This is a genomic window from Achromobacter sp. GbtcB20 (assembly GCF_019091095.1).
Lineage (GTDB): Bacteria > Pseudomonadota > Gammaproteobacteria > Burkholderiales > Burkholderiaceae_B > Achromobacter > Achromobacter mucicolens.
Genome location: NZ_JAGXJZ010000023.1, coordinates 1 through 18,429, shown reverse-complemented (window position 1 = coordinate 18,429; position 18,429 = coordinate 1). Strand labels below are relative to the sequence as shown.

Sequence of the window (18,429 nt, the reverse complement as noted above, 5' to 3'; positions counted from 1 at the left end):
GCCGATCAGGGATAACCCCCGGATTCAGGAATGCGACAGCGCATAGAAAGCGGATTAGCAGCTTCCTTCCGTAATCTGCGATCCGGCCTGTCGTCAGGGGCCGGGCGCTGCCCGCTTCGAGCAGCGCATGAAAGGCCGGCGCTGTCCGGCACAAGGAAGGAGGACGGAAGTGAAAAAGACAATCAACAGAAAGGACTATTACGGCGGTGCGCTGATGGTCCTGATCGGTCTGGCCGCGATCTACGGCGGCACGGACTATCACATCGGCTCGCTCAGCCACATGGGCCCGGGATTCTTTCCCGCGGCGCTGGGCGGCCTGCTGGCGCTCACGGGCCTGCTGATCGCGATGTCGGCGCGCTCGGCCGAACCTTCGGCTCCCGCGCCCGCTGAAGGCCATCCCACCGGCATGCCGGACATCCGCGGCAGTGTCTGCATCCTGCTCGGCATCCTGGCCTTCCTGCTGCTGGGCCATTACGGCGGCCTGTTGCCCGCCACATTCGCCATCGTCTTCATCTCCGCGCTGGGCGACCGCACCAACACGATCAAGCAGGCCGTCCTGCTGTCGATCGCCATGTCCGCGATCGCGGTCGTCGTTTTCTGGTGGGCGCTGCAATTGCAGCTTCCGCTGTTCCGTTGGGGTTGAAGCGCCATGATTTCTCAAGCTTTGGTAGACCTTTGGTACGGCTTCGGCGTCGCGTTCCAATGGCACAACCTGATGTGGTCGTTCTTCGGCGTGCTGGTGGGCAACCTCATCGGCGTGCTGCCCGGCATGGGTGCGCTGTCCGCGATCTCGATCCTCCTGCCGCTCACCTACGTCATGCAGCCCGTGCCCGCCATCCTGATGCTGGCCGGCATTTTCTATGGCTCGCAATACGGCGGCGCCATCGGCGCGATCCTGCTCAACCTGCCTTCGCATCCGCCGCACGCGGTTACCTGCCTGGACGGTTATCCACTGACCAAACAGGGCAAGGGCGGGACAGCGCTCGGCATCACGATGATCTGCTCGTTCTTCGCGGCATCGGTCGGCATCATCGTCATGATCTTTGCCTCGCCGCTGCTGGTTGAAGTCGCGTTCAAGTTCGGCCCGACCGAGATCTTCTCGATCATGCTGCTGGGCCTCCTGGCAGGCGCCACCATGTCGCGCGGCTCGCCGCTCAAGGGCGTGGCAATGACGCTGTTCGGCCTGATGTGCGGCGTGGTGGGCACCGACGTGAACACGGGCACCATCCGGTTTTCGTTCGGCTTGCTCGACCTGTCCGACGGCCTGGAACTGGTCGCGATCTCGATGGGTCTGTTCGGCGTTGCCGACTTCCTGATGAGCGTGAACCGCATGACCATCATCGGCAGCGGCGCCAAGCTGCGCCTGCGCGACATGCGGCCCAGCAAGCAGGAACTGAAGACCGCCTTCTGGCCCATGGTGCGCGGCACGGCCGTCGGCACGCTGTTCGGCGCCATGCCCGGTACCGGCCCGACGATCACCACGTTCGTTGCTTACGCGCTGGAACGCAAGATCTCCAAGACGCCCGAGAAGTTCGGCACCGGCATGATCGCCGGCGTGGCTTCGCCGGAAGCGTCGTCGCACTCGAAGACGCAGGTCGACTTCATCCCGACGATGAGCCTGGGCATTCCCGGCGACGCGGTGATGGCGCTGATTCTGGGCGCGCTGCTGATTCAGGGCATCCAGCCCGGCCCGCAGCTCATCACCGAGCATCCGGACATCTTCTGGGGCCTGATCGCCAGCTTCTGGGTGGGCAACGTGCTGCTCATGGTGCTGAACGTGCCGCTCATCGGCGTGTGGGTCAAGCTGCTGCAGGTGCCTTACCGCTACCTCTTCCCGTCGGCGCTGTTCTTCATCGCAGTGGGCGTGTACAGCACGCAGAACAGTCTCTTCCAGATCTGGGAAGTGCTGGCGTTCGGCGTGATTGGCGCGGTGCTCATGACGCTGGAATTCTCGGTCGCGCCCATCCTGCTGGGCTTCGTGCTCGGCCCCATGGTCGAAGAGAACTTCCGCCGCGCGCTGCTGCTCTCGCGCGGTGACCTGGCCGTGTTCGTCGAACGTCCGATCAGCGCATGGTTCATCGGCGCGAGCGCATTGTTGATTACGCTGCAGGTCTGGGCCTTCCTGCGCCGCAACAAGCACAAGAACAAGCCCGAAGTGCCGCAGACGGCCTGATCCCCGGTCTCGGCATCCGGCACACGCGGCCCGGCTTAGGTCGGGCCGTTCTACTTGTGCAGGCCCCGCTTGCGCCCGGGCCGTTTGATTTGTGCGGCGGCATCCCTCATGCTTGGGGTTTTCATCGCCTGCCCGCTGCCACCATGCACATTCTCTTTGCTTGTCCCCATCACGATCCCGACGCCTGGGTGCCTCGCCTCGAGGCCGCGATGCCCGGCTGCCGTATTTCGGTCTGGAACCCGGACGGTCCGCCTTCTGGCGCCGAAGTCGCGTTGGTTTGGCGTCCGCCCGTCCAGCTCTTCCAGCACGAAACCGGTTTGAAGACGCTCTTCAATCTGGGCGCGGGCGTCGATGCCTTGTTGAAGATGCCCGAGATTCCCGATCACGTGCGCATCGTGCGCCTCGAAGACGCCGGCATGGCGGTGCAGATGGCCGAATACGCGCTGTATGCATTGCTGCGCGTCTCGCGCGATTTCGAAGCCTTCGACCAGGCGCAGGCACGGCAGCATTGGGACACCCGCGAAGGCACCCGGCAAGCCGACTGGCCCGTGGGGGTTCTGGGGCTGGGACAGGTCGGCGCGCGCGTGGCGCAAACGCTGGCCGAGTTCGGCTACCCCGTCGCGGGCTGGTCGCGGTCGCCGCGCCAGATTCCCGGTGTCGAATCCTTCGCAGGCGAAGCCGCCTTGCCTGAATTCCTTGGCCGCACGCGCTTTCTGGTCAATGTGCTGCCGCTCACACCCGACACGCAGGGCATCCTGAATCGCGAGACCTTGTCGCGGCTGCTGCCCGGCGCGCATCTGGTCAACGTCGGGCGCGGCGAGCATCTGGTCGAGGACGATCTGGTGCAGATGCTTGAAGAGGGCGAGATCGCGGGCGCCACGCTCGACGTCTTTCACACCGAGCCGCTGCCCAAGGATCACCCGTTCTGGCACGACCCGCGAGTTCACGTCACGCCCCATATCGCGGCGCGCACACTGCGCGACGAAAGCATCGCGCAGATCGCGGGCAAGGTCGCGCAACTGAAGCGCGGCGAAGCCATCACCGGCGTGGTGGAACGCTCGCGCGGCTACTGAGGCGCGGGAGACGCGGCTTTATCCAGACGCTCGTACATCGAGGGCAGGCGCTGCGACAGGAAGTCCAGCAGCGTTCGCACGGCGGGCATCATGCCCCGCCGTGACGGATAGATGCAGTGCACGATGCCCTCGGGCGACTGCCATTGCGGCAGCACCGGCACTAGCTGCCCGCGGCGCAGTTCCTCCTGCGTGGCAATCGACGGCAGCAGGGCAATGCCGCGTCCGCGCACGGCCGCTTCCGTCAGCACGATGAAATCGTTGCATGACAACTGCGGCTTCAGTTCGATGTGCACCTCTTCGCCCTTGTCGTTGCGCAGGGGCCAGCGCACTTCATTTTGCGGATCGCTGAAGCTCAGCGTGACGTGCGAGGCCAGATCCTGCGGCGTGTCGGGCGCGCCGTGGCGTTGCAGATAGCCGGGGCTGGCCACCAGCGTGCCGCGCGCCGTGCCCAGATGCCGCACGACCAGTTCCGCGTCCGTGTCCAGCTTCGTGCGGACCCGCAACGCCAGATCCACGCCCTCGCGGATCAGGTCCACGCGCCGGTTGGTGACCAGCAATTGCACCGAGATCGCCGGCCACGCATCCAGGAATTCCGGCAGCAGCGGCGCCAGCACGTCCTGCGCGATCGACACCGGGCAACTCACGATGACCGGACCGGTGGGTTCGGCCTGCAACTGCCGCATGGCGTCGTCCGCAGCCCGAGCCGAGGCGGCCATCTCGCGGCAGTAATGCAGATAGCGTTCGCCGGCGGACGTCAGACGCAGCCGGCGGGTGGTGCGCTGCAAGAGACGCACGCCCAGGCTTTCTTCCAGGTGTGAGATTCGGCGGGAGAGACGGGATTTCGGGATGTCCAGCGCGCGTGCCGCCGCGCTGAAGCCTCCTTGCTCGACGACTTGCGAAAAGTAGTAGAGGTCATTGAGATCTTGCATGATTGTTCTATGTTTGGAACGAACAGTTCATCATAACCGTATTTATGTATTCAATCGGTCCAACTACAGTGACGCCATGCACAACGGATCTGCCAACGCCGCCCAAGCGGCAAGGCCCCGCCCGATCATCCTGACGGGTACGGCGCTGACAGATCCAGACCCCCGCCCGGGGGAACCCACTGGAGATACTGCAATGAAGACCTTGGTCATCCTTTCCTCGATTCTCGGCGAACGTTCCAACAGCAAGCAATTGGCCGATCACCTGATTGCCCGCGTCAAGGCTGCCAACCCGGCCTCGGCCATCAAGGTCCGCGACATCGGCGCGCAACCCATTCCTTACTTCGATGGCAACACCGCCGGCGCCCTGTTCACGCCCGCCGAGTCCCGCACCGTCGAGCAGCAGCGGCTGGTCGAGCTGAGCGACTCGCTCATTGCTGAACTGATGAACGCCGATCGCATCGTGTTCGCCGTGCCCGTGTACAACTTCAACCTGCCGGCGCAATTCAAGTCCTATCTGGACCACCTGGCGCGCGCCGGGGTCACGTTCCGTTATACGCCGGAAGGCGTGCCCGAGGGGCTCGTCAAGGGTAAGCAGGTGGTCGTGCTGACCGCGCGTGGCGGCAAGGCCGAGGGCACGCCCTCGGACACGATGACGCCTTACCTGCGCCAGATGCTCGCCTTCCTGGGCATGACCGATGTGACCTTCATTGCCGCCGAAGGCATGGCCATGGGCGAAGTGGCCGCGCTGGAAGGGCTGGCCCTGACCAAGCAACGCATCGATGCGCTACTGCCGGCCGCCGGCCAAGCCTCGCTTGCCGCCTGACCGCGCGCACCGGGCATAAAAAAGGCGAGCCGCGAGGCTCGCCTTTTTCGTAGGCGCGAAAAAACCAGATCTTCAGTCGCGCAGCCGCTTGATGAGGCTGGACGTGTCCCAGCGGCCGCCGCCCAGCTTCTGGACGTCGCCGTAGAACTGGTCCACCAGCGCGGTCAAGGGCAGGCGCGCGCCGTTGTTGCGCGCTTCTGCCAGCACCAGGCCTAGGTCCTTGCGCATCCAGTCCACCGCAAAGCCGAAGTCGAACTTGTCGTCGACCATGGTCCCGCCGCGGTTCTCCATCTGCCAGCTCTGCGCCGCGCCCTTGCTGATCACGTCCAGCACCTGCTTCATGTCCAGGTCTGCCGCCTGGCCGAACGCGATCGCCTCCGACAGGCCCTGCACGATGCCGGCGATGCAGATCTGGTTGACCATCTTGGCAAGTTGGCCGGCGCCCGGGGGGCCGACCAGCGTGACCGCGCGGCCAAAGCACTGGGCCACCGGCTTGACCGCGTCGAACACCGCCTGCTCTCCGCCGCACATGACCGTCAGCACGCCGTTGACGGCGCCCGCCTGGCCGCCCGACACGGGGGCGTCGATGAAGTTCAGGCCTAGTTCCTTGGCGTGCGCATGGAGTTCACGCGCCACGTCGGCGGAAGCGGTCGTATGGTCGACGAACACGGCGCCGGGCGCCATGCCCGCAAACGCGCCGTCCGGGCCCAGCACGACGCTGCGCAGGTCGTCATCGTTGCCCACGCAGGCAAAGACGATCTGTGCGCCGGCAACGGCTTCGCGCGGCGTGGCGGCGCTGTGGCCGCCAAACTCGGCAACCCAGGCTTGCGCCTTGGCGGGCGTGCGGTTGTAGACGGTGACGTCGTGCCCGGCGCGGGCCAGGTGACCGGCCATGGGCAAGCCCATCACGCCCAATCCGAGGAAAGCGACTTTCTGGGCTACGGCTGCGTCGTAGCTCTTGGTACCGATCGTTGCCATGCAGTGGACTCCGCTGAATAAGGGTAGGTCTGTTTCAGGACACTAACCTTAACGCAATCAAAAGCCGGCGGCGAGTCCATCTCGGCGGCTGTCGCTGGCGCTGACGTAGCCATCGACGGCCGGATCGCCCAGCCGCCAGATGAACTGGCCCGATCCAAAGTCCATGTAGGGATCTTCCATGCCCTGCAGCACATGGCCGCGCTCGCGCAGCCCCTGGACAACAGCGGGCGAGACCGTCGCCTCCAGGTCCACCTCAAGGCCGCGGTTCCACTTCCAGCGCGGCGCGTCGCACGCGGCCTGCGGCTGCTGGCCGTAGTCCAGCATGCGCACCAGCGCCTGCATCTGGCCCTGCGGCTGCATGTTGCCGCCCATGACGCCAAAGCTCATCACCGGGGCGCCGTCACGCATCAGGAAACCCGGAATGATCGTGTGAAACGGCCGCTTCCCGCCCGCGACCACATTCGCATGATCGGGATCGGTGCTGAAACCGTACCCGCGGTTCTGCAGGCTGACGCCGGTGCCTGGCGCCACGACGCCAGACCCAAACCCCATGTAGTTCGACTGGATGAAGCTCACCATCATGCCGTTGCGGTCGGCGGCGGTCAGGTAGACCGTGCCGCCTTGCGGCGCGTGGCCGGTGGCGAAGGTTTGCGCCGACCGCGGATCGATCAGGCGCGCCCGTTCGGCCAGGTAGTCCGCGCGCAGCATCTGCTCGGGCGCGATCTGCATGTGGCGTGCATCGGCCACGTGCGCATAGACATCGGCAAAGGCGAGCTTCATCGCCTCGATCAGCAAGTGCTGCGTCTCGGGATGATCGATCGGGCGAGCAGCCAGATCGAAATTCTGCAGGATCCCCAGCGCGATCAGCGCGGCGATGCCTTGGCCATTGGGCGGAATCTGGTGCAGCGTATGGCCGCGGTACGACTGGCTGATCGGGGTCACCCATTCGGGCGCGAATTCGCGCAGATCCTTTAGCGTCAGGGCTGCATCGTGCGCCTGCGCGTGCGCCACCAGCTTGTGGGCGGTCTCGCCTTCGTAGAAGTCGCGTCCGCTGGTCGCGGCGATGCGCTTGAGCGTGGCTGCCGCGCCTTGCAGCACGAAGTGTTCGCCAATGTGCGGCGCGCGCCCGCGCGGCAGGAAATGATCGGCAAAGCCCGGCTGCGGCTGCAGCACGTCGGCTTGCGCGGCCCACTTCTGGTGCACCATCGGCGTGATCGCGAAACCCCGTTCGGCGTATTCGATGGCGGGCGCCAGGATATCGGCGAAAGACAGGCGGCCCAGCTTCTCATGCAAGGCGCCCCAGCCGGCCACGCAACCCGGCACGGTCACGCTGTCCCAGCCGCGCGCGGGGATCGCGCCTTGATGCTTGCGCCGGAAGTAGTCCACGTTCCAGGCCGCCGGCGCTGGTCCGGAAGCGTTCAGGCCATGCAGCTTCGCCCCATCCCAGACGATCGCAAAGCAGTCCGAGCCCAGCCCGTTGCTTACTGGCTCGGTCAATGCAAGGGTAGAGGCCGCGGCGATGGCCGCGTCCACCGCATTGCCGCCTTGCGCCAGGATCCGCAACCCTGCCTGAGCGGCCAAGGGGTGGGACGTGGCGACGACATTGCGGGCGAAGACAGGCGTGCGGGTGGTCGTGTAGGGATTCTTCCAGTCGAAATTCATGTCCGAATCATCGCGTGGGGTAAACCCGTAGCTTAACGTAGATGAATCCGTCTCTGTACGATTGGTTGCTTGGCGTAATTATTTGTATTCTTCAGCGCGGCGAGCGCCCAAAGAAAAACCCCCGGGACAGTCCCGGGGGTTTTGAAGGCTGGGGCGCCGCATCAAGGGCGGCGCGCTGTGCCTTAGTCTTCTTCGACGAAGGTCTCTTCGCGCTTCTTGCGGATGGCCGGCAGGGCCACCAGGATCACCAGGAACACGGCGACGGCCAGCAGGGTAGCGGACAGCGGACGCGTCACGAAGGTGGAGAAGTCGCCGCGCGACAGCAGCAGGGCACGGCGGAAGTTCTCTTCCATCATGGGGCCCAGCACCAGGCCCAGCAGCAGCGGGGCGCCTTCGCACTTCAGCTTCGACCACACATACCCGATGATGCCGAACATGGCTGTGGTGAAGATGTCGAACGGGTTGTAGTTAAGCGAGTACACACCGATCGTGCAGAACACCAGAATCGCCGGGAACAGGATGCGGTAGGGCACCTTCAGCAGCTTGACCCACAGGCCGATCAGCGGCAGGTTCAGCACCACCAGCATCAGGTTGCCGATCCACATGGAGGCGATCAGGCCCCAGAACAGCTCCGGGTGGCTCGACATGACTTGCGGGCCGGGCTGGATGTTGTGGATGGTCATGGCGCCCACCATCAGCGCCATCACGGCGTTGCCGGGGATACCAAGCGTCAGCAGCGGAATGAACGAAGTCTGGGCTGCGGCGTTGTTCGCCGATTCCGGGCCCGCCAGGCCGGCCGGGTGGCCCTTGCCGAAGCGTTCCGGATTCTTCGAGATCTTCTTTTCCAGCGTGTACGACGCGAACGACGACAGCACCGCGCCACCGCCCGGCAGGATGCCCAGGGCCGAACCCAGCGCCGTGCCGCGCAGCACGGCCGGGGCGGCTTCCTTGAATTCCTGCTTGTTCGGATACAGCGTGCCGATCTTGTCGGTGATGTCGACGCGGTTTTCCTTCTGCTCGAGGTTGGTCATGATTTCGGCAAAGCCGAACACGCCCATGGCCACGATGGCGAAGTCGATGCCGTCCTGCAGTTCCGGCACGCCGAAGTCGAAGCGGGCAACGCCCGAGTTGACGTCGGTGCCGACCATGCCGAGCAGCAGGCCCAGGATGATCATCGCGATGGCCTTGGGCAGCGAACCCGAAGCCAGCACCACGGCGCCGACCAGGCCCAGGCACATCAGCGAGAAGTACTCGGCGGGGCCGAACTTGAACGCGACTTCAGCCAGCGGGGGCGCAAAGGCAGCCAGCAGCAGCGTGGCAACGCAACCGGCAAAGAACGAACCCAGCGCGGCAATTGCCAGCGCAGCGCCCGCCCGGCCGTTGCGGGCCATCTGGTGACCGTCCAGCACGGTCACCACCGCAGACGTTTCCCCTGGCAGCGCCACAAGAATGGCCGTCGTGGATCCGCCGTACTGGGCGCCGTAGTAAATACCCGCCAGCATGATCAGGCCGGCCACCGGGGGCAGCACGTACGTGATCGGCAGCAGCATGGCGATGGTCGGGACGGGGCCGATGCCCGGAAGCACGCCGATCAGCGTACCCAGGATGCAGCCCAGCAGTGCGTACAGGAGGTTCTCGGGCGTGAACGCCACCGAGAAACCCATCATGAGGTTGTCAAACAATTCCATGGCCGATTGCTCCTCAGTTCATGCCCAGAAACGACGGCCACAGCGGGAAAATCAGCCCCAGCCCCTTGATGAATGCCAGGTAGGTGAACAGCACCAGGAAGATGCCGTTGGCCACGGCGACCTTCAGGTTGAATTCATGGCTGGCAAGGCTGCTGACGACCACCAGCACGAACACCGAGATGTAGACGCCCAGAAGTTTGAGGATCAGGCCATATAGAACGACCGAGCCCACCACCAGGAAGACGATGCGCCAGTCGAACTTGTCGACATGCGTTTCATGGGCTTTCTTGGACAGCGAGCCAAGCAGCACGATGGCGCCGAGTAGTGCGAGAACAATGCCCAGCCAGAAAGGAAAGTATCCGGGTCCCATTCGGGCAGCAGTACCCATTTGGTAGCTGCTGGCCTGCCAGGCGAATCCCAGCCCAAGGGCGATGAACATCACCCCCGACCAGAAGTCCTGTCGATTGCGTAGCTGCATGATTGGTTGGCTCCTGTTTACAGCATGTAGATAAAAGAGGTTTGTAGCCGGATGGGACACCCGCCGAAAGGCGAGTGACAGGCACAAAAAAGGCACTTCGGGGTGCCATTAATTATTCTGAAAGCGACGACGTGGTTTCTTGAAAGGCCGAATGGTAATGGACGCCTGCCACGCTGCAAACCCTGTAAGGTCGGTGAAAGCCTGGGGTTTTCCCTAGAATTGGGGAACTCCCGATCCCCGTTTGTAACGCGGTCGAAAGTTTGAGGGCTTTTTGAAAGCTAAGTGAAAGTTTATAGAAAGAATCGCGAAAGCCGGATCGGCCGGATGCGGCAATTTCGGCGGATGGGACTTTTCATGGCAGGCAAGAGCCGGTAACCTTCGCGCGCCAAAACCCAACCGTATTTCCTACTGAATATTGCCGGGTTTCTCACCTTGCGTGAAGAGGCCCGGTCCATCCCAGGATGGTTTACGATAGCGCCCATGCTGCAAGATCTAGACCAACTCGCCGCCCGAATCGGGCAACTGGTGCAACGCACCCGCCAACTCCACGCCGAGCGTGACGCGTTGCGTCTACGCGTGAACGAATTCGAAGCCGAGCAGCGCGTGCTCAAGCAGCGCGCCGCTGACCGCGAAGCCGAAGTCGTCACGCTGCAAAGCAAACTTCAAGATAACGACGGCGCCGTCTCGGCCATGCTCGAAGAAGCCAAGCGGGCGGAAGCCGCGCTGCGCGAACAACTCGCGCGCGAGACCGCCGAGCGCCACGCGCTCGAATCGCGGTTCGCCGCACGCGAAAGCGAACTGCAGGGTAGCCTGCAATCGCGCGACACAGAACTACAGCGCTTGCGCGTGGCCGCCGCGTCGGCCCGCGAGCGCATCGACGCCGTCCTGGCCCGCTTGCCGGGTGCGCCGTCCGGAGAGCAACACTAATGGAACGTGTAGACGTATCGATCCTCGGCCGCGAGTACTCGCTTGCATGCTCCGCCGAAGAAAAGCCCACGTTGCTGGCCGCCGTGCGCCATGTCGATCAGCTCATGCTGCGCATCCAGGGCACGGGCAAGGTTTCCAGCAATGAACGCATCGCCGTGATGGCCGCATTGCAGGTCGCTGGCGAGTTGCTTGCAATGAAAGCGCCCGATGGTCCGCTGGGCGGTTTGGCGGTCGGCGACTTCAAGCGTAGAATTGAGGACATGAACGCAGTACTCGATGACGCCTTGTCGGGTCAGGAAAAACTGCTCTAACGTTCATAAGCAGCATTCAAGATTTTTCAGTTTGTCCCTGCCGTGTTCGTGACTAGGCCATACATTCTCTGAACCTATGTCTTTTTGGCATATTGGTTGCGGGAGTGCAGAGCTGGAGTGATTGTCTCTTGCAGACGAACCCGATGCTCTTCGGAACGCGACCACCTTGAACCTCAGGGTTCGAGATGCCGGCCTTGACGGCACAGGCGGGGCATCTATCCCAGCGGGCCTGCCATTAGCGCAGGTCCGCGTCGGGTGCCTCTCGGCAAATCCCCTTCGTCCTCCCTCCTAGGACCAGTCCATGTTCAAACACCCCGTTTTTTCGCTCACCAAGCTTGGTGCGGCGTGCGCAGCCGTGGCCGCCATCGCTGTGGCTCAACCCGTTTTCGCGCAGACGCAGGCGCCTGCCGCAACGGCCGCCGCCGAGCCCGCCGCAAACCGCTCGCCCGAACTGACCTTGCAAGCCATGGCGTCTTCCGAGGTCAAGCAGGACACGGTCCGCATTGCGCTGTCCGCGGAAGTTGAAGCGCCGGACCAGCCGGCCGCCGGCCAGAAGCTGACCGCCGCGCTCGAAGACGCCGTCAAGCGTGCGCGCGACACGAAGGACGTGGAAGTGCGCACCAGCAGCTTCAATGTCTGGCCCAACATGAACAACAAGGGAAAGATCGCCTCGTGGCGCGGCCAGGGCGAAATCGTGCTGGAGTCCAAGGACTTCGCGGCTGCCGCCGCGCTGGCTTCCAAGCTGTCCGACAAGACCGCCATTTCCAACATCAGCTTCTCGCTGTCGCCGGCCGCCCGTGAAGCCGAAGAGCGCAAGCTGCTGAAAGAAGCCGCGCAGGCGTTCAAGGATCGCGCACTGGCCGCGGCCAATGCCTTCGGCTTTTCCGGCTACCGCCTGTCCAAGATTGAACTCGGCGGTTCCGGCGGCCCCGTGCCGGTGCAACGCATGGTCGGCGCGGCAATGGCCAAGGGCGGTTCGTTCAGCAGCGCCGACGTCAGCGTTCCCCTTGAAGCAGGGAACGTGACGGTCAGCGTCGCGGTCAACGGGACGATCGTTTTGCAGTAAGACTGAACATGATGGCGCCCAGGGCGACCATCGGCAGGGACAGCCACTGTCCCATGCTCAATCCACCCGCGAGCAGACCCAGGAAGTTGTCCGGCTCGCGCGTGAATTCCACCAGGAAGCGGAACGTTCCATAGCCCATCAGGAATAATCCGCTGACCTGACCCAGCGGCCGCGGCTTGCTCGAAAACCACCACAGCAGCGCAAACAGCACGATGCCTTCCAGGCCCAGCTCATAGAGCTGCGACGGATGGCGCGGCAGTCCGTCGCCGCTGTCGGGGAACACCATGGCCCACGGCACGTCGGTGGGACGGCCCCACAGTTCGCCATTGATGAAATTGCCCAGCCGGCCAAAGCCCAGTCCCAGCGGAATCAGCGGCGCAATGAAATCGCTGATCGCAAAGAACGGCAGGCCCTTCTTGCGCGCGAACAGCAGCATCACCAGGATCACGCCGATCAGGCCGCCGTGGAAAGACATGCCGCCTTGCCACAGATACAGCACTTCAAGCGGATGCGACAGGTAATAGCCCGGCTTGTAGAACAGCACGTATCCCAGCCTGCCCCCCAGCACCACGCCCAGCACGCTATAGAAGATCAGGTCTTCCAGGTCCCGCACGTTCAGGGACGTGGTGTGCCCGCTCTTGATGCGGTGGCGGCCCAGCAAATACACGAGCGCGAAGCCCGCCAGGTACATCAGCCCATACCAATGAATGGCTAGCGGCCCGATCTGCAGGGCGATGGGGTCGATTTTTGGATATTCCAGCATGTTCTGCCCGACACAATAAAGTTGAATGATAATAACCGGCGAGCACTGAAGATTCGCATGCCAAGCGAGCCAGCTTCCCCGGGTGCGTTCGCCATGTCCGCGCCCCGACGGCCGACAGGAGACACTGACCATGCCGCACAACGAACGTTCCCGCCACATCACCCAAGGCGTCGCGCGCGCGCCCAATCGCGCCATGTACTACGCGCTGGGCTACAAAGAAGCCGATTTCGAAAACCCCATGATCGGCGTGGCCAACGGCCATTCGACGATCACGCCCTGTAATAGCGGCTTGCAGCGGTTGGCCGACGCCGCCATCGACGCGATCCGCGCCTCGCGCGCCAATCCCCAGGTGTTTGGCACGCCCACCATCTCTGATGGCATGTCCATGGGCACCGAAGGCATGAAGTATTCGCTGGTGTCGCGCGAGGTCATCGCCGACTGCATCGAAACCGCCGCGCAGGGCCAATGGATGGACGGCGTCGTCGTCATCGGCGGATGCGACAAGAACATGCCTGGCGGCATGATCGCCCTGGCGCGCACCAACGTGCCCGGCATCTATGTCTACGGCGGAACCATCAAGCCCGGCCGCTACAAGGGCAACGACCTCACCATCGTGTCCGTGTTCGAGGCCGTCGGCGAATACACCATGGGCCGCATGCCCGAAGAGGACTTCAAGCAGATCGAGAAATGCGCGATTCCCGGCTCGGGCTCTTGCGGCGGCATGTACACCGCCAATACGATGAGCTCGGCATTCGAAGCCATGGGCATGAGTCTGCCGTATTCCAGCACGATGGCCAACGAAGACGAGGAAAAGGTCACCTCGGCCGCCGAGTCCGCGCGTGTGCTCGTCGACGCGGTCAAGCGCAACCTGCGCCCGCGCGACATCATCACCCGCGAATCCATCGAGAACGCCGTGTCCGTCATCATGGCCACGGGCGGCTCCACCAATGCGGTGCTGCATTTCCTGGCCATCGCGCACGCGGCCGAAGTGCCGTGGACCATCGACGACTTTGAACGCATCCGCCGGCGCGTGCCCGTGCTGTGCGACCTGAAGCCGTCCGGCAAGTACGTGGCCACCGACCTGCATCGCGCCGGCGGCATTCCGCAAGTCATGAAGCTCCTGCTCAATGCCGGGCTGCTGCATGGCGAATGCATCACTATCACCGGCAAGACCATCGCGGAAACGCTCGCGGACGTGCCTGACGCGCCCCGCGCGGACCAGGATGTCATCATGCCCATCGACCGCGCGCTCTATCCGCAGGGCCACCTCGCCATTCTGAAGGGAAATCTCTCGCCCGAAGGGTGCGTCGCCAAGATCACCGGCCTGAAGAACCCCGTCATCACGGGCCCCGCACGCGTGTTCGACTCGGAAGACGATGCCATGACGGCCATCATGGCCCAGCAGATCCGCGACGGCGACGTCGTCGTGATCCGCTATGAAGGCCCGAAGGGCGGCCCGGGCATGCGCGAAATGCTCGCGCCCACCTCGGCGCTCGTGGGACAAGGGCTGGGCGAAACCGTCGGGCTCATCACCGACGGACGTTTTTCCGGCGGTACCTGGGGCATGGTCGTGGGACACGTCGCACCAGAAGCGTATGTGGGCGGTCCCATCGCGCTGATCCAGGAAGGCGATTCGGTTACCATCGATGCCCACAAGCTGCTGCTGCAGCTCAACATCAGCGACGAAGAAATGGCGGCTCGTCGTCAGGCCTGGGTCCAACCCAAGCCGCGTTATACACGCGGTGTGCTTGCCAAGTTCGGCAAGCTCGCCAGCACCGCCAGCCGTGGGGCAGTAACCGATGCTTTTGAAGATTAGTCTGTTGTTGGCCGCGGCCGGCGTCCTGAACGCTGGCGCGGCGCATGCGCAAACCACTGGCCTGGACCTGGCCAAGAGCAAGGCCTGCATGGCCTGTCATCAGGTGGAAGCCAAGCGGGTCGGGCCGCCCTTGATGAGCGTGGCGCAGCGATACGCGGGGCAGGGCGACGCCATGGTCGATTACCTGGCGGGCAAGATCCGTAGCGGTGGTCGCGGCGCCTGGGGCGCGGTGCCCATGCCCGCTCAGACTCATGTATCGCCCGAAGACGCCCGCGCCTTGTCCGAATGGATCTTGTCGCTGGCGCCGGCAAAGCAGTAGTCTTATTTTCATGCCCCGGTATCGAGCCGGGGGCGCGGGCCGCACGCAGCGGCCGCCTAATGCAAAGGAATCGTCATGGCAGAACAACCATCACCGGGCAATGAAGTCGCCGTTCTTGGCGGCGGTTGCTTCTGGTGCGTCGAAGCAGTGTTTGCCGACCTGCGCGGAGTTAAAAGCGTGTTGCCGGGCTACAGCGGCGGACACGTCGACAATCCCAGCTACGAACAGGTCTGCGGCAAGGACACCGGCCACATCGAAGTCGCCCGCATCGAGTTCGATCCCGCCGAACTCTCGTACAGCGATCTGCTGCGCGTCTTTTTCGCCACCCACGATCCCACCACGCCGGGGCGCCAGGGCAACGACATTGGCCCGCAGTACGAATCGGCCATTTTCTGGCAAAACGAATCGCAGCGTGAGCAGGCCCAGGCCGTCATCGCCGAGGTCGAGGCGCAAAAAATCTACGATGCGCCCATCGTCACCAAGCTGCTGGCGCCGGCGCATTTCTGGCAGGCCGAGGACTATCACAGCAATTATTTCGCCTTGCATCCCGAGCAAGGCTATTGCCAGTTCGTGATCGCACCCAAGGTCGCCAAGTTCCGCAAGCAATTCCAGGATCGCCTGAAGCGCTAAGCGGCGGCAATCACTGCGCGTGACTGAAGGCCCCGTACGGCGGACACGCGTTGCGCCGACCGCTGCGGGGCCTTTTTTCATGCGGGGTCTTTCCCCGCGCGGTGCTTTTCCCGATGCGGCGCGTGGCAGCTCGACGCGCGCTCAAAGAAAAACCCCGCCACTCGGCGGGGTTTGAACAGGCTATGTCGACGCACGCCAGGCGCTTGTCTTCAAGCGTTATTCCACGGTCTTCAAAACACCGCGGCGCATCTGGTCCAGCTCGATCGATTCGAACAGGGCCTTGAAGTTGCCCTCGCCAAAGCCGTCATTGCCCTTGCGCTGAATGATCTCGAAAAAGATCGGGCCGATCTGGTTTTCGGTAAAGATCTGCAGCAGCAGTCCGCCACCCGGCGCGCCGTCCAGCAAGATGCGGTTCTTCTGCAGGCGCGCCACGTCCTCACCGTGGTTCGGCAGGCGCCGATCCAGCAGTTCGTAGTAGGTCTCCGGCGTGTCCAGGAACACGACGCCGGTCTTGCGCAGCGCTTCCACCGTGGCATAAATGTCATCGGTCGCCATGGCGATATGCTGAATGCCCTCGCCGCGGTACAGATCCAGGTACTCCTGAATCTGGCCCTTCTCGTCGGTGCCTTCCTCGTTGATGGGAATGCGGATATTGCCGCAAGGCGAGGTCATCGCCTTGGACTTCACCCCCGTCACCTTGCCCTCGATGTCGAAGTACCGCACTTCGCGGAAGTTGAACAGGCGCTCGTAGAATTCCGACCACTCGGCCATGCGGCCCTTGTGCACGTTGTGCGTCAGGTGGTCCACCAACGTCAGACCCGCGCCGCGCCAGTTGACGTCGGTCTGCGCGTTGGCCGGATCCAGCGGGATGAAGTCCACGTCATAGATGCTGATGTCGCCAATGCCGCCGTGGCCTTCCTTGCCGGCCCAGCGGTCCACCAGATAGATCAGCGAATCGCCGATGCCCTTGATCGCGGGGATGTTCAGTTCCATCGGGCCGCTATGGGAGTCGAAACCCCAGGCGCCCAGTTCCAGCGCGCGCTTGTAGGCGGCATTGGCGTCCTGCACGCGAAAGCCAATCGCACAGATCGAAGGGCCGTGCAAACGGGCAAAGCGCTGGGCAAAGGAATCGGGCTCGGCGTTGATCAGGAAATTCACGCCGCCTTGACGGTACAGGGTCACGTCCTTGTGGCGATGCTTGGCAATGGCCTTGAATCCCAGCAGTTCAAACACCTTGCGCAGCGCGGCGGGGTCCGGCGCGGCATATTCAATGAACTCGAACCCGGCGGTGCCCATCGGGTTGTCCCAGGGTTGGAAAGCGCTGCTCATAAGTCTGCTCCCTTGCATGTTTTAAGTGGACGACTTGTTCTTCAAGTCTAGACGCAGATTGTAGGTAGGAAGGGTGGGCAGACAATTGCAAACATGGCGCAAAAGCACGTGGTTTCGGCAATAATATTGCCCAATATTGTGATCATGGGGTTGAAAATGTCTGCAATTGAGCTCGATAGGACAGATCTAAGGATTCTTGCCGAGCTGCAACGGGACGGGCGCCTCAGCAACCAGGAACTGGCGGACCGCGTCTCCCTGTCTCCCAGCCCCTGCTTGCGCCGGGTGCGGCGCCTGGAAGAGCAGGGCTTCATCAAGAAATACGTGGCGCTCATCGATGCGGCCAAGGTCGGGCTGGGGCTGCTCGCTTATGTGAACATCCGACTGAATAAGCACAGCGGCTCCAGTCACGCGCCCATGAGCGACTTCGCGCGCGACGTCCAGTTGTGGCCGGAGGTCGTCGAGTGCTACGCCATGTCGGGCGACATGGACTACTTGATGCGCATTCAGGTCGCCGACCTAGCGCACTTCTCGCGCTTCGCCATGGACACGCTCATGCGCCACCCTGCAGTCGTGGACATGCGCTCGTTCTTCGCCCTGCAGCAGATCAAGGAAACGACGGAGCTTCGTATATAGATAGCGCGGTGCGGTGCTCCTGCCGGCCCTGGCCGTTGAAGCGGCGGGATGTTGCATGCCAGTCGGTCGGCACCGCTCGCTCCGGTCTTGCCCAGCCTGGACGGGCGGGTTGTGATCGCACCGGCTCGCAACCACGTATATATAGAGGGGCCTGGAGTCACCTCCCTATATATAGAGGAGCGAAGGAGGGCCGCCCCGCAGGCTGATCGCGGTGCGTCCCCGAAAAGAATCATATTTCTGCAAAATGGGTGTCATGCTGGCCACACACGCAGAATTTCTGTGCTATAGTCTCGCTCCTTCGCTGCTCACGCAGTTTCGACAGCGAAGCCAAGCAAGTGCAACAGGCCGGCCCAAGGGCAGGTCTGCCGCAAAAGCAGCTGGAAACGGCGCCAAGCGGTTATTGCAAAGATCGACGCAAATCAGGCAGAAGCCAGTTGCAAGATCTGCAAAAATTGTGCTATAGTCTTGGGCTTGGCTGGTGATGACGAATCAGGGTTTACCCCGAAACTGAATTTCAGCCACCTGTGCGGTAACCAGCCTTCGGGGTTCCGAAGCCGCTTGCAAAGCAAGCGGGGTTGCAAGATGGGATGCAAATCAGGCAGAAGCCGGTTGCACAATCTGCAAAAGCTGTGTTATAGTAGAGGGCTTGGCGGTTGCCGAAAAATTAGGGTTTACCCTGACGTTTCGATAGTCGCTAAGCGCTGAGAAATCAGCGCCGTGATTTGAAGTTTTAGCAGTACCGCTCTTTAACAATTAAACAACCGATAAGTGTGGGCGCTTGATGCGAGTGCAGCGATTGGGTTTCGGCCTTATCGCAAGCACAAGAAATCA

Annotated in this window: 18 protein-coding genes and 1 other RNA gene; 12 read left to right on the top strand and 7 right to left on the bottom strand. The window is 63.1% G+C overall.

Annotated elements, in window-relative coordinates:
- Positions 1–214 precede the first annotated feature (214 nt).
- The 3 genes from KVT32_RS23400 (at position 215) to KVT32_RS23390 (ending at position 3,246) form a co-directional block, all read left to right on the top strand.
- The gene (locus KVT32_RS23400; RefSeq protein WP_056327938.1) at positions 215–643 is read left to right on the top strand and encodes a tripartite tricarboxylate transporter TctB family protein; all 429 of its coding nucleotides are present in this window, start codon (positions 215–217) and stop codon (positions 641–643) included.
- Between the two features lie 6 nt (positions 644–649).
- Complete coding sequence (locus KVT32_RS23395) at positions 650–2,173, top strand: tripartite tricarboxylate transporter permease (protein ID WP_056327911.1); 1,524 nt, start codon at positions 650–652, stop codon at positions 2,171–2,173.
- A 143-nt stretch (positions 2,174–2,316) separates the two neighbouring features.
- A complete protein-coding gene (locus KVT32_RS23390) occupies positions 2,317–3,246 on the top strand; it encodes a glyoxylate/hydroxypyruvate reductase A (RefSeq protein ID WP_056327912.1) in 930 nt (309 codons plus the stop codon).
- Here KVT32_RS23390 and KVT32_RS23385 read toward each other — a convergent pair.
- Positions 3,240–4,175, bottom strand: a complete 936-nt coding sequence (locus KVT32_RS23385; RefSeq protein WP_056327913.1) for a LysR family transcriptional regulator — start codon at positions 4,173–4,175, stop codon at positions 3,240–3,242. The two genes, KVT32_RS23390 and KVT32_RS23385, sit on opposite strands and share 7 nt — an antisense overlap.
- Positions 4,176–4,368: 193 nt before the next feature.
- On the opposite strand from KVT32_RS23385, the gene KVT32_RS23380 reads away from it, so the two are divergent.
- A complete protein-coding gene (locus tag KVT32_RS23380) occupies positions 4,369–4,998 on the top strand; it encodes an FMN-dependent NADH-azoreductase (protein WP_217618895.1) in 630 nt (209 codons plus the stop codon).
- Between the two features lie 72 nt (positions 4,999–5,070).
- On the opposite strand, the gene KVT32_RS23375 is transcribed toward KVT32_RS23380, so the two are convergent.
- From KVT32_RS23375 to KVT32_RS23360, 4 genes are all read right to left on the bottom strand, one after another.
- Entirely contained in the window at positions 5,071–5,976 is a 906-nt protein-coding gene (locus tag KVT32_RS23375; RefSeq protein WP_062840955.1) for an NAD(P)-dependent oxidoreductase, read from the bottom strand.
- Between the two features lie 57 nt (positions 5,977–6,033).
- Positions 6,034–7,638, bottom strand: a complete 1,605-nt coding sequence (locus KVT32_RS23370) for a gamma-glutamyltransferase family protein (RefSeq protein WP_217618894.1) — start codon at positions 7,636–7,638, stop codon at positions 6,034–6,036.
- Positions 7,639–7,820: 182 nt separating this feature from the next.
- Positions 7,821–9,326, bottom strand: a complete 1,506-nt coding sequence (locus KVT32_RS23365) for a tripartite tricarboxylate transporter permease (protein WP_056327917.1) — start codon at positions 9,324–9,326, stop codon at positions 7,821–7,823.
- A 13-nt stretch (positions 9,327–9,339) separates the two neighbouring features.
- The gene (locus KVT32_RS23360; protein ID WP_056327918.1) at positions 9,340–9,804 is read right to left on the bottom strand and encodes a tripartite tricarboxylate transporter TctB family protein; all 465 of its coding nucleotides are present in this window, start codon (positions 9,802–9,804) and stop codon (positions 9,340–9,342) included.
- Positions 9,805–10,284: 480 nt separating this feature from the next.
- On the opposite strand from KVT32_RS23360, the gene KVT32_RS23355 reads away from it, so the two are divergent.
- From KVT32_RS23355 to KVT32_RS23340, 4 genes are all read left to right on the top strand, one after another.
- Positions 10,285–10,731: a hypothetical protein gene (locus KVT32_RS23355; RefSeq protein ID WP_056327919.1), complete on the top strand. Its 447-nt coding sequence runs from the start codon at positions 10,285–10,287 to the stop codon at positions 10,729–10,731.
- Positions 10,731–11,042 carry a cell division protein ZapA gene (locus KVT32_RS23350; protein ID WP_056327920.1) on the top strand — a complete coding sequence of 104 codons (312 nt, stop codon included), beginning with the start codon at positions 10,731–10,733 and terminating at the stop codon, positions 11,040–11,042. The genes KVT32_RS23355 and KVT32_RS23350 overlap by 1 nt, the downstream gene beginning before the upstream one ends.
- Positions 11,043–11,073: 31 nt before the next feature.
- A non-coding RNA gene (gene ssrS / locus KVT32_RS23345) (6S RNA) lies at positions 11,074–11,259 on the top strand.
- Positions 11,260–11,343: 84 nt separating this feature from the next.
- The gene (locus KVT32_RS23340; RefSeq protein WP_062840951.1) at positions 11,344–12,108 is read left to right on the top strand and encodes an SIMPL domain-containing protein; all 765 of its coding nucleotides are present in this window, start codon (positions 11,344–11,346) and stop codon (positions 12,106–12,108) included.
- Here the strand turns inward: KVT32_RS23340 and lgt are convergent.
- Entirely contained in the window at positions 12,083–12,871 is a 789-nt protein-coding gene (gene lgt, locus KVT32_RS23335) for a prolipoprotein diacylglyceryl transferase (RefSeq protein ID WP_056327922.1), read from the bottom strand. The genes KVT32_RS23340 and lgt overlap by 26 nt on opposite strands.
- A gap of 130 nt (positions 12,872–13,001) precedes the next feature.
- Between lgt and ilvD the strand changes: the two genes are divergently transcribed.
- From ilvD to msrA, 3 genes are all read left to right on the top strand, one after another.
- Complete coding sequence (gene ilvD, locus KVT32_RS23330; RefSeq protein ID WP_152383384.1) at positions 13,002–14,687, top strand: dihydroxy-acid dehydratase; 1,686 nt, start codon at positions 13,002–13,004, stop codon at positions 14,685–14,687.
- A complete protein-coding gene (locus KVT32_RS23325) occupies positions 14,671–15,006 on the top strand; it encodes a c-type cytochrome (RefSeq protein ID WP_062840949.1) in 336 nt (111 codons plus the stop codon). The genes ilvD and KVT32_RS23325 overlap by 17 nt, the downstream gene beginning before the upstream one ends.
- 75 nt (positions 15,007–15,081) lie before the next feature.
- Positions 15,082–15,636, top strand: a complete 555-nt coding sequence (gene msrA / locus KVT32_RS23320) for a peptide-methionine (S)-S-oxide reductase MsrA (RefSeq protein WP_217618893.1) — start codon at positions 15,082–15,084, stop codon at positions 15,634–15,636.
- A 216-nt stretch (positions 15,637–15,852) separates the two neighbouring features.
- Here the strand turns inward: msrA and hppD are convergent, their stop codons facing one another.
- A complete protein-coding gene (hppD, locus tag KVT32_RS23315; protein WP_062840947.1) occupies positions 15,853–16,965 on the bottom strand; it encodes a 4-hydroxyphenylpyruvate dioxygenase in 1,113 nt (370 codons plus the stop codon).
- A gap of 156 nt (positions 16,966–17,121) precedes the next feature.
- Between hppD and KVT32_RS23310 the strand changes: the two genes are divergently transcribed.
- Positions 17,122–17,598, top strand: a complete 477-nt coding sequence (locus KVT32_RS23310; RefSeq protein WP_056327939.1) for an Lrp/AsnC family transcriptional regulator — start codon at positions 17,122–17,124, stop codon at positions 17,596–17,598.
- Positions 17,599–18,429: the final 831 nt, after the last annotated feature.